Below are 13,387 nucleotides of genomic sequence, written 5' to 3'. Positions count from 1 at the left end.
GTACCGGCTGTCCGGCGCGGGCGGTCAGCCGTGCCAGGTGCGGGGCCGCAGCGGGAGCCCGGAGGCACCGGAGACGGGGGTGCGGACCGCGAGGACCTGGTTGACACCGATCCGGTTGCGTTCGAAGGCGAGCGCGGAGGCGGCCATGTACAGCCGCCACACCCGGGCCCGGCCCGGGCTGGTGAGCCGGACCGCGCGGTCCCAGTCGTCCTCCAGGTTGGCCACCCAGCGGCGCAGGGTGCGGGCGTAGTGCTCGCGGATGGACTCCACGTCCCGCACCTCGAACCCGGCCCGCTCCAGCTGGGTGACGGTGGTGCCGACGGGGGCGAGTTCGCCGTCGGGGAAGACGTAGGAGTCGATGAACTCGTCCACCTCGTACGCCGACTCGTCCCGCTGCGGGCGGCGGGCGATCTGGTGGTTGAGCAGCCGGCCGCCGGGCGCGAGCAGGGCGTACAGCTGGCGGGCGTACTCCAGGTAGCGTTCGGCGCCGACGTGTTCGGCCATGCCGATGGAGGAGATCGCGTCGTAGGGGCCGTCCACGACGTCCCGGTAGTCCTGGACCCTGATCTCCACCCGGTCGGTCAGCCCCGCGTCGGCGACGCGCTTGCGGGCGTAGGCGGCCTGCTCCTGCGACAGGGTGACCCCGACGACGCTCACCCCGTGCTCGCGGGCCGCGTGGATGGCCATGGAGCCCCAGCCGCAGCCGACGTCGAGCAGCCGCTGACCCTCCTTCAGGCCCAGCTTGGCGCAGATCAGTTCGAGCTTGTCGCGCTGGGCGGTCTCCAGGGTGCCGTCCTCCTCCCAGTAGGCGCAGGAGTAGACCATGGAGGGGCCGAGGACGATCTCGTAGAAGTCGTTGCCGACGTCGTAGTGGTGGCTGATGGCCCGCTTGTCGGTGCGGCGGGTGTGCAGGTGCCGGCGGGGTCTGCGCATCTCCTCGCGCGGCGGGGTGGGCGGGATCGGCGGTCCGGCCAGTTTCAGCAGGTCGCGGACGGCGGCCCGGACAGCCGGGTCGCGCACGGCCTGGCGCAGGGTGCGGGCGTCCTCGCCGCGCTCCCAGATCAGGCCGGCCATCGCGTCCAGCACGGTGTACAGGTCGCCCTCGACGTCCAGGTCGCCGGAGACCCAGGCGCGGGCGAGGCCCAGTTCACCGGGTTTGAAGAGCATCCGGCGCAGGGCGCGGCGGTTGCGCACCACGAGTGCCGGCGCGTCCGGCGGGCCGCCCTGCGATCCGTCCCAGGCCCTCAGCCGCACCGGGAGCGGGGCTCCCAGCACCTGTTCGGCAAGACTCCTCAGCCGCTGCGCGGCGTCGGCCATGACGCACACCTCCGTGACGGACGATCCCGGAATGCCAACACCACGTAAACACACGCGGGGCCCGGCCGTAGTCCCCACGCCGTGTTGTGACTGGGTAAAAAGCGAGTGCGCGTCAGAAGCCCCCCGCCCGGCGGCACTTGGGTGCCGGACAGCCCGAAGGGGCCGCCCGCACCACGGATGGCAGGCGGCCCCTTCGGGCTCGGAAACGGGTGACCGGGAGGTCAGGAGGCCTTGGCCTTCTCCTCCGGCTTGGCGGCGGCGACCGGCGCCGGCTTGGCGGCCTCGTAGAACTCCTCGCGCGGGTTCTCCATGGCGCCGAGGGAGACGACCTCGCGCTTGAGGAACATGCCGAGGGTCCAGTCGGCGAAGATGCGGATCTTGCGGTTCCAGGTCGGCATCGCCAGACCGTGGTAGCCACGGTGCATGTACCAGGCGAGACGGCCCTTGAGCTTGATCTTCATCTTGCCCATGACGATCATCGCCACGCCCTTGTGCAGGCCGAGGCCGGCGACGGCACCCTTGTTGGCGTGCTCGTACTCCTTCTGCGGGAAGCCCCGCATACCGGAGACCACGTTGTCGCCGAGGACCTTGGCCTGGCGCAGCGCGTGCTGGGCGTTCGGCGGGCACCAGGCGTTCTCGTTGCCCGCCTTGCGGCCGACGAGGTCCGGGACCTGTGCGTTGTCACCGGCGGCCCAGATGTAGTCCGTGCCCTTGACCTGGAGCGTGGGCTCGCAGTCGACGTGGCCGCGCGGGCCGAGGGGCAGGCCGAAGCGGGCGAGGGCCGGGTTCGGCTTGACGCCGGCCGTCCACACGATGGTGTTGGCGTCGACCTCGAGGCCGTTCTTCAGCACCACGTGGCCGTCGACACAGGAGTCCATGGAGGTGGAGAGGTAGATCTCCACGCCCCGGCTCTCCAGGTGCTCCTTGCCGTACTGGCCGAGCTTGGGGCCGACCTCGGGGAGGATCTTGTCGGCGGCGTCGACGAGGATGAAACGCATGTCCTCGCGGGACACGTTCTTGTAGTACTTGGCCGCGTCCCGGGCCATGTCCTCGACCTCGCCGATGGTCTCCGCGCCCGCGAAGCCGCCGCCGATGAAGACGAAGGTGAGCGCCTTGCGGCGGATCTCCTCGTCGGTCGTGGAGTCGGCCTTGTCCAGCTGCTCCAGAACGTGGTTGCGCAGGCCGATGGACTCCTCGATGCCCTTCATGCCGATGCCCTGTTCGGCGAGGCCGGGGATCGGGAAGGTGCGGGAGACCGCGCCCATGGCGATGACCAGGTAGTCGAAGGGCAGCTCGTACGCCTCGCCCACCAGCGGGGCGATCGTGGCGACCTTGCGGTCCTGGTCGATGGTGGTGACCCGACCGGTGAGGACCTCCGCCTTCGGCAGCACGCGTCGCAGCGGGACGACGACGTGGCGAGGGGAGATGCTGCCGGCGGCGGCTTCGGGGAGGAAGGGCTGGTAGGTCATGTACGACCGGGGGTCGACGACCGTGACGGTCGCCTCGCCGTAGCGCATCTTCTTGAGGATGCGCCGAGCTGCGTACAGGCCTACGTACCCACCGCCTACTACGAGGATCCTGGGACGCTCCGTGGTGCTCATGCCATCGAGTATCCACCCGCCCCAGGGGGGTCGCTCGTGCGCCCCTTCACAAGAACCGACAGGCCCTGTGTTAAACTCCGCGACCCGCGTGACCGAGGTCATGCGGTTCGGCGGGAACCGCGCGGCGGTTCGCCCCGTTGTCAAGGCCGCGTGAGCAGCCTCTCCGGAGTCGCGGGGTGGTCGTGAGAGTGTCGTGACACCTCCGGAACAGCCTCCTCCAGGGCCCGTTCGCGCCCTTCATCTGAACATGTTCAAACGGTCGTTAACGCCCCGGAAGGGCCAACCGGCCCCGTCCGGGGGACCCCCGGGCCCCAATTCCTTGTGAAGAACTTCACGAACTTTTCCGCGCGCATACGACGGAGGGCCCCCGAGGGGGCCCTCCGGGCCGCTCAAACGTTATCCAACCTGCTCAGCGGTCGGCTACCGGCGAGTAACAAAAGGGACCTACGCCACCGACCACGCGATGCCGTCCAGGATGTCGTGCTCGCTCACCACGACCTCCTCGGCGCCCGTGCGTTCCATGATCGCGAGCAGGACGAGGGCGCCCGCGCCGATGACGTCGACCCGGCCCGGGTGCATGGACGGGACGGCGGCGCGCTCGGCGTGCGTGGAGCGCAGCAGCCACTCGGTGATCTCCCGGACGCGCTCTTGGGAGATCCGGGAGTGGTGGATGCGCGCCGAGTCGTACTCGGGCAGCTCCTGGGCGATCGCGGACACCGTGGTGACCGAGCCGGCCAGACCCACCAGGGTGCGCGCCTCGCGCAGCGGGACCGTCCGCTCGGCCAGGTCCAGGGCGGCCTCCACATCGGCCCTTATGGCCGCGATCTGCTCCCCGGTGGGCGGGTCGGAGACCTCGCCGCCGCGCACCAGGTGCCGCTCGGTCATCCGCACGCAGCCGATGTCCACCGACCGCGCGGCGCGCACATGATCGTCGCCGACGACGAACTCGGTGGAGCCGCCGCCGATGTCCACCACCAGGTAGGGCCGGGCGAGGTCGGTACGGCCGGTGAGTTCCCTCGTGGCGCCGGTGAAGGAGAACTCGGCCTCCTGGTCGCCGGTGATGACCTCCGGCTCCACCCCGAGGATGTCCAGCACGCCGCGCACGAAGTCCTCGCGGTTCTCGGCGTCCCGGGAGGCGGAGGTGGCGACGAAGCGGACCCGCTGGGCGCCGTGCTCCTTGATGATCCCGGCGTACTCGCGGCAGGCGGCGAAGGTGCGCTCCAGCGCCTCCGGGGCGAGCCGGCCGGTGCGGTCGACGTCCTGGCCGAGCCGCACGATCGTCATCCGGCGGTCCAGCTCGGTCAGTTCCCCGGTCGCCGGGTCGGCGTCGGCGACCAGCAGCCGGATGGAGTTCGTACCGCAGTCGACGGCGGCCACACGGGTCACTTCGCGTCCTCCTCGGGGGTGTCGGCGGTCACGCACGCGCCCTTGCGCCACCACTCCGGCAGCATCGCCAGGGCCTCGTCGCCGAGCGGGTTCACGCCCGGGCCGGCGGCCAGCGAGTGGGCGACGAGGACGTGCAGGCACTTCACCCGGTCGGGCATGCCGCCCGCGCTCGGGAAGCCCTGGAGGACCTCGATCTCGTCCCGGCGCCGGATGTAGTCCTCGTGCGCGGCCCGGTAGGCGGCGGCCAGCTCGGGGTCGCTCTGGAGCCGCTCGGTCATCTCCTTCATCACGCCGTTCGCCTCCAGCGTGCCGATGGCGGAGGACGCCTTCGGGCACGTCAGGTAGTACAGCGTCGGGAAGGGCGTGCCGTCGGGCAGGCGCGGCGCCGTCTCCACGACGTCCGGCTGACCGCACGGGCAACGGTGCGCGATGGCCCGAAGGCCCCGCGGCGGGCGGCCCAGCTGCTGCTTGAAGGCCTCTACGTCCGCGTCGGTGGGCTCGGTGCGCGGAGTGGGCGGCGGAGGGGTTTCCATGACTGGCTGTCGGAGACTTTCTGTCGGTTCACTGGTCGGAGGCGTCGGACTTGTCGACGCCGTCCCAGACGTTCGCGTACCAGGGCCGGCCGGCGGCCCCGAGGTCGGCGCGGGACTGCTTGGCGGCGCCGGGGTCGACGACCACGTACCCGGTCTCGCCGGGCCGTACGTAGTGCAGCCGGCGGCGGATCTGCTGCTCGGCGTAGGCGTCGTCCTGCCAGCGCGCCTTGAGGTCCCGCAGCTGCTCCACCCGTTCGCGGGCCTGCCGCTGCTCGCGCTGGAGGTCGGCGATCTCCGCCCGCTGGGAGACGTACTGCCGCATCGGGTAGGCGAGGGCGACGACCATCGTGCACAGCACCAGCGCGAGCAGCGCCGCCCGGCCGGTGAGCCGGGAGCGGCGGGCCTGCCGTTTGGTCTGCGAGCGGTAGACGCGGGCCGCGGTCTGCTCGCCGAGCAGCCTGATCCTGGTCGCGGTGGAGAACCGGTCACGGCCCTTCACGCCCATCTTCCCCGCCTCCCGTCACACGCGCGTACGTCCCCGGACACGGTACGGGACCGGGTACGGGGACGTACGTACGACTGGCTAGGACTTAGCCCAGGTTGGGTCAGCCCTTGAAGCGCGGGAACGCGCTGCGGCCGGCGTACACCGCGGCGTCGTCGAGGATCTCCTCGATGCGCAGCAGCTGGTTGTACTTGGCGACGCGCTCGGAGCGGGCCGGGGCGCCGGTCTTGATCTGGCCGCAGTTGGTGGCGACGGCCAGGTCGGCGATGGTGACGTCCTCGGTCTCGCCGGAGCGGTGGGACATCATGCACTTGAAGCCGTTGCGCTGGGCCAGCTCGACGGCGTCCAGGGTCTCGGTCAGCGAGCCGATCTGGTTGACCTTGACCAGCAGGGCGTTGGCGGCGCCCTCCTCGATGCCCCGGGCCAGGCGCTCCGGGTTGGTGACGAACAGGTCGTCGCCGACGAGCTGGACCTTGTCACCGAGCTTGTCGGTGATGGTCTTCCAGCCCTCCCAGTCGTCCTCGAACAGCGGGTCCTCGATGGAGACCAGCGGGTACGCCTCGACCAGCTCGGCGTAGTACTCGGTCATCTCGGCGGCGGTGCGGTTCTTGCCCTCGAAGACGTACGAGCCGTCCTTGTAGAACTCGGACGCGGCGACGTCGAGCGCCAGGGCGATCTGCTCGCCGGGGGTGTAGCCGGCCTCCTTGATCGCCTCCAGGATGAGGTCGAGGGCCTCACGGTTGGAGCCGAGGTTCGGGGCGAAGCCGCCCTCGTCGCCGAGGCCGGTGGACAGGCCCTTGTTCTTCAGGACCTTCTTCAGGGTGTGGTAGACCTCGGTACCCCAGCGCAGGGCCTCGGAGAAGGACTCCGCGCCGATCGGGGCGATCATGAACTCCTGGATGTCCACGTTGGAGTCGGCGTGCGAGCCGCCGTTCAGGATGTTCATCATCGGCACCGGCAGCAGGTGCGCGTTCGGGCCGCCCAGGTAGCGGAAGAGCGGCAGGTCGCTGGCCTCGGAGGCGGCGTGGGCGACGGCGAGCGAGACGCCGAGGATGGCGTTGGCGCCGAGGGAGCCCTTGTTGTCGGTGGCGTCCAGGTCGAACATGGCCTGGTCGATCAGGCGCTGCTCGGTGGCGTCGTAGCCGACCAGCTCGGGGCCGATCTGCTCGATGACGGCGAGGACGGCCTTCTCGACGCCCTTGCCCTGGTAGCGGTTCGGGTCACCGTCGCGCAGCTCGATGGCCTCGAAGGCGCCGGTCGAGGCGCCGGACGGCACGGCGGCACGACCCGTGCTGCCGTCGTCGAGGCCGACCTCGACCTCGACCGTGGGGTTGCCTCGGGAGTCCAGGATTTCCCGGGCTACGACGACGTCGATGGACGGCACGAGCATCTCCTTCTTGGATGTGACGCTGGAAGTGCGGGGCTGGTGTGCCTTGCGACTAGAGCCTAACCGTCCCGGGCCGCTCGGCCGTCGACCGACCGCCCCGTGGACAGAGCGACGGTACCTTTTGTTTCTACTCGAAACAAAGGGGGTCGGGGCATTTCCGGGCCGGGAACACCGGGCCGGACGCGGAAAACCCCGCCCCGGCGCGTACGGGGGAACACGCGCCGGGGCGGGGAGCCCTTGGGGACGGGGGTGGCCCGCACGGGGCCTTGGGGGACCGCCCGGAGGTGCGGGGCCCGGGGGCCTCGGGGGACCGTCCGGAGGTGCGGCCCTGGGGCCCGGGGCCCGCCGGGATGTGCGGGCCGTGGACCCCTGAGGGCTACTTCAGGTGGAGCTGCTGGCCCGGGTAGATGAGGTCGGCGTCCTGGACGATGTCCTTGTTCAGCTCGAACAGCTTCTGCCAGCCGCCCGCGACCTTGTGCTCCGCGGCGATGGTGCTGAGCGTGTCGCCCTCGACGACCTTGTACTCGCCGTCGCCCTTCTTGACCTTCTTGCCGGTCGGGGTGGTGACGGTCTTGCTCGCGCCGCCGGTGCTCTTGCCCGAGCTCGTGCCGTTGCTCGTGCTCTTGCTCGTGCCCGTGGAGGCGGCCGGGCGCTCGGCGGAGCGGGAGGCGGCCTGCTGGTCGGCGGAGCGGGTGGTGGTGCCCGAGTCCTGGGTGGACGGGGCGGACGGCGCCGGGGCGGAGCCGTTGTAGGGGCTGCTCGACAGGCCCGTGCCGCAGACCGGCCAGGCGCCCTTGCCCTGCGCGGCGAGGACCTTCTCGGCGACGGCGATCTGCTGCGACTTGCTCGCCTTGTCGGCGGTGGAGGCGTACTGCGTGCCGCCGTACGCGGCCCAGGTGGAGGCGGAGAACTGCAGCCCGCCGTAGTAGCCGTTGCCGGTATTGATGGACCAGTTGCCGCCGGACTCGCACTGGGCGACCGCGTCCCACTGGGAGGCGGTGGCGGCGGAGGCGTTGCCGGCCGCCATCAGCGGGGCGGCGACGGCGGCGCCGGTGACACCGGCGAGCGTGATGGCGCGGACGGCCTTGGACGGACGACGGTGCTTGCCCTTGCCGGTAAACAGCATGGATCCATTCCCCTCACCGACGCCTACGAGGTGAGCTGTCGGGTTCGGGCCGGTTGAGTTGCCCGGCCGCGTCCGACGCTTTCGCGTGAACGCGGCTTCACCCCCAGCCGGTCCCAGCCTCAACTGCTGGGCCCGGCACTTACCTTGGGTCCCCCGCTCCTGCCTACGGCGCTTGACGCGACGACTGTTCCCGGGCGACCGCCGGCAGGATTCGGCGTGGCGGAGGCCGGGGCTCGTGGTGACGAGCGGCCTCGACCGTAGACAGGTGATCGCCGAGATTTCAAAGACGATCAGGGCTTCTGAGACTCATCCCACACTTTCGCCAAACCGGACATTAGGGCGTTAAGCGGGACGTCAATTCCCGCTACTTCGCGCCCGTTTCGCCCTGGACATCCAGGGTCTGACCGGCGGTGATGTGGTTCGGGTCGGTGCCGATGGCCTTCTTGTTGCCGTCGTACAGCGCGCGCCATCCGCCGTCGACGTCAAGGGAGTCGGCGATGGAGGACAGCGAGTCACCCTGGCGGACGGTGTAGGTGTCCGGTTCACGGGTGGCGTGACGGCCGGAGGATGTACCGCTCTGACCGTTTGTCAGGCTTTCATCCGCGCTCGGGCCCCGGTGGCGCCCGCCGGTGGCGACGGCCCCGGTGTCGACCAGGCTCCAGGACCCCGCCGCCTGCTGCGGGTTGCTCACGGTCCCGGCGTCCGGGGTGGCCGTCGGGGATCCGCCGGGGTACTGGGTGTTTCCGGTGCCGGGCGTGGGGGACTTGTCGGACTCGGCGGTGTCGGTGCCGGTGGAGCCGGGGGTCTCTCCCGCGCCCTTGTCCGCCGCCTTGCCCGCGTCTTCGCCGGTCTCCCTGCCCGTGCCCTTGTCACCCTTGTCGGCCTTGTCGCCCTTGTCCTGCTTGGTGGACGGCGTGCCGGCCGGGTCCGAGGAGGGGCCGGACTCCGGGTCGGCGGTGGAGCCGGCGGATCCGGTGGAGGGCGACGCGTCCGGTGTACCGGACGGGTCGGACGTTCCGGGAGTTCCGGACTTACCGGAGCCGCCGGCCGATCCGGACGCATCCGTCGTACCGCCGGAGCCGCCGGAGCCGCCGACGCCCGTGTCGACGTCCATGGACCCCGAGTCCCGCGTCAGGCCGGACAGCAGGGCGCAGGTGGCCCAGGGGGCGGTGCCCCGGGCGGCCAGGATCTTCTCGGCGACGGCGATCTGCTGCTGGCGGCTGGCCTGGTCGGGGCTGGCCGCGTACTGGCCGCCGCCGTACTTGTCCCAGTCGTCCTGCGAGATCTGCAGGCCGCCGTAGTACCCGGTGCCGTTGTCCGCGCTCCAGGAGCCGCCGCTCTCGCACTCGGCCACCTTGTCCCACGTGGTGCCGTCGGCCGCGTTGGCGCTCGCCGCGCCGAGGAGCGGGATGGCGATGGCGGAGCCGGTCACTCCGGCCGCGACGAGGAGGGCCGGAGCCTGGCGGGGGCGACGGTGTCGGCCGTTCCCGGAGAGCATGCAGAAGCCTTTCGAGCGACAGCAGGGCCGGCGCGGCGGTTGGAGCCGCTCGCCGCGCTGATGGGTGAACGTATCGGCAGACGATCACTTGTCACAAGTTCATGCCGCACAGATCACGCGAAGATCACAGAGTTGAGAAAGTGTCACCTTCCTCTGGAGGGCCTGTGTTCAGGCGGTCGGCGTGAACTCCACCGGCAGGGTGCGCAGGCCGCGCATGATGAGCCCGCCGCGCCAGCGCAGATCGGCCGGATCGGCGGCGAGCCGCAGGTCGGGCAGGCGGGTGAACAGGGTGGCCAGCGCGGTCTGGCCCTCCAGCCGGGCGAGCGGGGCGCCCAGGCAGTAGTGGATGCCGTGGCCGTACCCGAGGTGCTGGTTGTCGCGGCGCCCGAGGTCCAGTACGTCCGGGTCGGCGAACCGTTCCGGGTCCCGGTCGGCGGCGGCGAGGACGACGAGCACCGGGTCGCCCTGCGCTATGTCCTGCCCGCCGATGGTCAGCGGTTCGGTGGCGAACCGCCAGGTGGCCAGCTCCACCGGGCCGTCGTAGCGCAGGAGTTCCTCGACGCCCGTCTCCAGCAGGTCCCGTTCGCCGCGGGCCAGGGAGTCCTGGAGCCGGGCGCGCTGGCCGGGGTGGGTGAGCAGGGCGTAGGTGCCGTTGCCGATGAGGTTGACGGTCGTCTCGAAGCCGGCGAACAGCAGGATGAAGGCCATGGCGGCGGCCTCGTTCTCCGTGAGGTGCTCGCCGTGGTCGGAGGCGCGGATGAGGCCGGAGATGAGGTCCTCGCCGGGCGCGGGCGTGGCGGACAGCGCCTCGCGCTTCTTGTGGATCAGCTCGGCGAGATAGCCGCGCATCTTCTTCACGGACCGCGCGACCCCTCCCCTCGGCCCTCCCCCGTGCCGGATCATCATGCCCGCCCAGTCCCGGAAGTCGTCCTGGTCCTCGCGCGGGACTCCGAGCAGGTCGCAGATGGCGTAGATGGGCAGCGGGAAGGCGAACTCGTGGATGAGGTCGGCGGAGCCGGTCTTCTCGAACCGGTCGATGAGCTGGTCGGTCAGCTCCTGCACCCGGGGGGCGAACTCGGCGACCCGGCGCGGTGTGAACGCCTTGCTGACCAGTCTGCGCAGCCGGGTGTGGTCCGGCGGGTCGATGTTCAGCAGGTGCGTCATCAGCTCGGCCTTGCGCTCGCCGGGGATGCCGGTCTTGCCCTTGGCGTGCGCGGGCTCGTCGTGGTGGGCCGGGTTCTTGCTCAGCCGCTGGTCGGCCAGGGCCTGCCGGGCGTCGGCGTACCGGGTGACCAGCCATGCCTCCACCCCGCTCGGCAGCCGGGTGCGGTGCACGGGGGCGTGCTCGCGCAGCCAGGCGTAGGCCGGGTAGGGGTCGGCGGCGAACTCCCACGTGAAGAGAGCGGGGGCCGGCTGGTGGACAGGGGCCGGCTGCTCGGCGGAGGTCCCCTGCTCTGCGGAGGCCGGCTGCCCGGCAGAGGCCGGCTGGTCGGCGGAGGCCGGCTGGTCGGCGGAGGCCGGCTGGTCGGCGGAGGCCGGCTGGTCGGCGGAGGCCGGCTGGTCGGCAGAGGTCCCCTGCTCTGCGGAGGCCGGCTGGTCGGCAGAGGTCCTCTGCCCGGCGGAGGCCAGCTGCTCGGCGGAGGCCAGCTGGTCGGCGGAGGCCGGCTGCCCGGCAGAGGTCTCCTGCCCAGCGGAGGCCGGCTGCCCGGCAGAGGTCTCCTGCCCGGCGGAGGCCAGCTGCTCGGCGGGGGCCGGCTGGTCGGGGTGGTGCTGATCGGTCACTCCTCGACCGTATCCGGCGTGGCGGGTGTCCCGCCGAGCGCCTTCCGGGCGGCGGGGCGGCCCCGGCCGACGGCCTCGCGGTAGCGGGCAGGGCCTCCCAGCCGACGACCTCGCGGAACCGGGCGGGACCTCCCAGCCGACGACCTCGCGGAACCGGGCAGGGCCTCCCAGCCGACGACCTCGCGGAACCGGGCAGGGCCTCCCAGCCGACGACCTCGCGGAACCGGGCAGGGCCTCCCAGCCGACGGCCTCGCGGAACCGGGCGGGAGCCCGGGTGCCGGAGGGTGTTCCGCCTACGCCTCGTCCTTATTTCCGCCGTCCGTCGCGTGTGCCGCCTCGGTGTCCTTGATCGCGTCCCGGTACGCCCGGGCCGCCGCCCGCAGCGCCGCCTCCGGGTCGACGCCGTCCGCCTCGGCGGCGACTGCCAGCGCCAGCAGCTCGTACCCGATGCCCTCGCCGCGGGGCAGGGGCACCTCCAGGCCCGCCGTACGCACGCGGGAGGCGAGCTTGGCGGCCAGAGCCAGGCCGGGCTGGCCGAGCGGGACGCCCTCCGTTATGGACGTGCGCCGCTTCTCCTCGGCCTTGGTGCGCAGCCAGTGCTCCTTGACGTCCTCCGGGGTCTCCGCCCGCTCGTCGCCGAAGACGTGCGGGTGGCGGTGGATGAGCTTGGCGACGATGCCGCCGGCCACGTCGTCGACGGAGAACGGCGCGTCCGGGTCCTCCTCGGCTATCCGGGAGTGGAAGACGACCTGGAGGAGGACGTCGCCCAGTTCCTCGCGCAGCTCCTCGCGGTCGCCGGCCTCGATCGCCTCGACCAGTTCGTAGGCCTCCTCGATGCCGTACTTGGCCAGGCCCTCGTGAGTCTGCCGGGAGGACCAGGGGCACTCGGCCCGGATGCGGTCCATGACCTGCACCAGGTCCAGCAGACGGGCGCCGGGCAGGTCGTAGGAGGCGGGGAGCAGCTCCAGCTCCGGCATGGCGACCCGGCCGGAGCCGGCCAGCCGGGCGAGGCCGTCGGTGAGCGCCGGTTCGCCCTCGCCGGTGGCCACGACCACCACCGTCCGTCCGCCGGCACAGGCGTCGACCAGTTCCCGCGCGGTGGGGGACGCCTCCGTGACCGCTATCCCGGCCTCACGCAGATACGGCAGCTGCGGGTGCGCGCCGTCCGCGCACAGCACGGTGTCGGCGGTGCGCAGGGCCTGCCAGGCGGGCCAGGACAGCAGGCCGGGGGCGACGCGGTGGCTGGTGGTCAGCAGGACGACGCGGCCAGGGGCGGATTCCCGGCCGGGGGCGGGGCTGGGCTCGGGGCGGGCTTCGGCGCTGGATTCGTTCACGATCCGAACGTAACCCACGCCGCGCAAGGGCGGACGGAGTTATCCACAGGGCCCAGGTGCTCGTGTGATCGTACGACCGGAGATTCCGCTTCCGGTTCCGCTTCCGCCCCGTCTCCGGCTCTGGCTCCGCACCGGCTCCGGCTCCGCACCGGGCCACCGCCCCGCCCGCTCCCCGCCTACGTCGTCACCGGCTGTCCGCCCGCCGCCGCCGTGACCTCCCGTACCCATGGCGTCTTGGCGTCCACCCGGCTGCTCTTCTGCACGTCCCAGGAGCCGTAGCGCGGGTTGAGGTCCACGTGGAGTTCCGTGGACGCCTTGGACAGGGCCTGCCAGAACGCGGGCTGGCTGGTGTCGGTGCCGAGCTCGGCGGCGAGCTTCTGCGCCTCCAGTTGCAGACGCAGATTGTCGTCGAGGCGGGCCGGTGCGATGCCGTACTTCTGCAGCCAGGCCGTCTCCAGGCCCCTGCCGCCGCCGGCCTGCTGCTCCAGGCCCGCGCGCATCCGCTGGATCTCCGCGCGGGTGACCGTGACGCCCTTGTCCCGGGCGGCGCGGTGCAGCACCCGGTCGAGCACCATGTTGTGCAGGGTGTCCCGGGTGAGACTGCTGGTGGAGGAGACGACCTGCTGGTACTGCGTCTCGTCCGGTACCGCGGCCCGCTGGGCCCGGCGGACCTCCTCGACCCGGTTCTCCAGCTGGGCCACGGTGATCCGCTGCCCGCCGACGACGGCCGCGGCGCCCGGGTGCGCCTCGCTTCCGCAGGCGGTCAGCAGGGGGGCCGCGGCGACGATCGCGGCGGTGAGGACGAGCGCGGTGCGACGGCGGCGGTGCAAGGTGAACCTCCTGGGGGGAGATTGTGCGACGGTGCACAAGGTCTTGCGGTGATCGATGGTAGGCAGTGGGCTGGCCGCGGCCAACCCATTC

11 protein-coding genes and 1 riboswitch are annotated in these 13,387 nt (G+C 71.8%); all 11 genes read right to left on the bottom strand.

The genetic code is table 11. From position 1 onward, the window contains the following. Nucleotides 1-24: 24 nt before the first annotated feature. Entirely contained in the window at nt 25-1,317 is a 1,293-nt protein-coding gene (locus IE251_RS07495; RefSeq protein WP_189752090.1) for an SAM-dependent methyltransferase, read from the bottom strand. A 221-nt stretch (nt 1,318-1,538) separates the two neighbouring features. Then, entirely contained in the window at nt 1,539-2,918 is a 1,380-nt protein-coding gene (locus IE251_RS07490) for an NAD(P)/FAD-dependent oxidoreductase (protein ID WP_078637680.1), read from the bottom strand. A 444-nt stretch (nt 2,919-3,362) separates the two neighbouring features. Then, nucleotides 3,363-4,304 carry a Ppx/GppA phosphatase family protein gene (locus IE251_RS07485; protein ID WP_189752089.1) on the bottom strand — a complete coding sequence of 314 codons (942 nt, stop codon included), beginning with the start codon at nt 4,302-4,304 and terminating at the stop codon, nt 3,363-3,365. Continuing rightward, entirely contained in the window at nt 4,301-4,837 is a 537-nt protein-coding gene (locus IE251_RS07480) for a DUF501 domain-containing protein (RefSeq protein ID WP_030788169.1), read from the bottom strand. The genes IE251_RS07485 and IE251_RS07480 overlap by 4 nt, the downstream gene beginning before the upstream one ends. Before the next feature lie 28 nt (nt 4,838-4,865). Next, nucleotides 4,866-5,342: an FtsB family cell division protein gene (locus IE251_RS07475; protein WP_189752088.1), complete on the bottom strand. Its 477-nt coding sequence runs from the start codon at nt 5,340-5,342 to the stop codon at nt 4,866-4,868. Between the two features lie 100 nt (nt 5,343-5,442). After that, complete coding sequence (gene eno, locus IE251_RS07470) at nt 5,443-6,723, bottom strand: phosphopyruvate hydratase (protein ID WP_030788173.1); 1,281 nt, start codon at nt 6,721-6,723, stop codon at nt 5,443-5,445. 379 nt (nt 6,724-7,102) lie between these two features. Then, nucleotides 7,103-7,852, bottom strand: a complete 750-nt coding sequence (locus tag IE251_RS07465; protein WP_189752087.1) for a transglycosylase family protein — start codon at nt 7,850-7,852, stop codon at nt 7,103-7,105. Between the two features lie 5 nt (nt 7,853-7,857). Continuing rightward, nucleotides 7,858-8,033, bottom strand: a riboswitch (cyclic di-AMP (ydaO/yuaA leader). Nucleotides 8,034-8,216: 183 nt separating this feature from the next. Continuing rightward, nucleotides 8,217-9,350: a LysM peptidoglycan-binding domain-containing protein gene (locus tag IE251_RS07460; protein ID WP_189752086.1), complete on the bottom strand. Its 1,134-nt coding sequence runs from the start codon at nt 9,348-9,350 to the stop codon at nt 8,217-8,219. Between the two features lie 168 nt (nt 9,351-9,518). Beyond that, nucleotides 9,519-11,132: a cytochrome P450 family protein gene (locus tag IE251_RS07455; protein WP_229896646.1), complete on the bottom strand. Its 1,614-nt coding sequence runs from the start codon at nt 11,130-11,132 to the stop codon at nt 9,519-9,521. 293 nt (nt 11,133-11,425) lie between these two features. Further along, on the bottom strand, nt 11,426-12,466 hold the full coding sequence (locus tag IE251_RS07450) for a nucleoside triphosphate pyrophosphohydrolase (RefSeq protein ID WP_189752085.1): 1,041 nt from the start codon (nt 12,464-12,466) through the stop codon (nt 11,426-11,428). 176 nt (nt 12,467-12,642) lie between these two features. Further along, entirely contained in the window at nt 12,643-13,296 is a 654-nt protein-coding gene (locus IE251_RS07445) for a SurA N-terminal domain-containing protein (RefSeq protein ID WP_189752084.1), read from the bottom strand. Between the last annotated feature and the right edge of the window lie 91 nt (nt 13,297-13,387).

It is taken from the genome of Streptomyces eurythermus (assembly GCF_014649115.1).
GTDB classification, from domain to species: domain Bacteria; phylum Actinomycetota; class Actinomycetes; order Streptomycetales; family Streptomycetaceae; genus Streptomyces; species Streptomyces eurythermus.
The sequence above is the reverse complement of the archived record's forward strand: the minus strand, read 5'-3'. Positions and strand labels throughout refer to the sequence as shown.

Excerpts from the sequence above, each read along its gene's own strand:
- IE251_RS07495 (WP_189752090.1), bottom strand. The coding sequence starts at position 1,317 with ATGGCCGACGCCGCGCAGCGGCTGAGGAGTCTTGCCGAACAGGTGCTG.
- IE251_RS07490 (WP_078637680.1), bottom strand. The coding sequence starts at position 2,918 with ATGAGCACCACGGAGCGTCCCAGGATCCTCGTAGTAGGCGGTGGGTAC.
- IE251_RS07480 (WP_030788169.1), bottom strand. The coding sequence starts at position 4,837 with ATGGAAACCCCTCCGCCGCCCACTCCGCGCACCGAGCCCACCGACGCG.
- IE251_RS07475 (WP_189752088.1), bottom strand. The coding sequence starts at position 5,342 with ATGGGCGTGAAGGGCCGTGACCGGTTCTCCACCGCGACCAGGATCAGG.
- IE251_RS07465 (WP_189752087.1), bottom strand. The coding sequence starts at position 7,852 with ATGCTGTTTACCGGCAAGGGCAAGCACCGTCGTCCGTCCAAGGCCGTC.
- IE251_RS07460 (WP_189752086.1), bottom strand. The coding sequence starts at position 9,350 with ATGCTCTCCGGGAACGGCCGACACCGTCGCCCCCGCCAGGCTCCGGCC.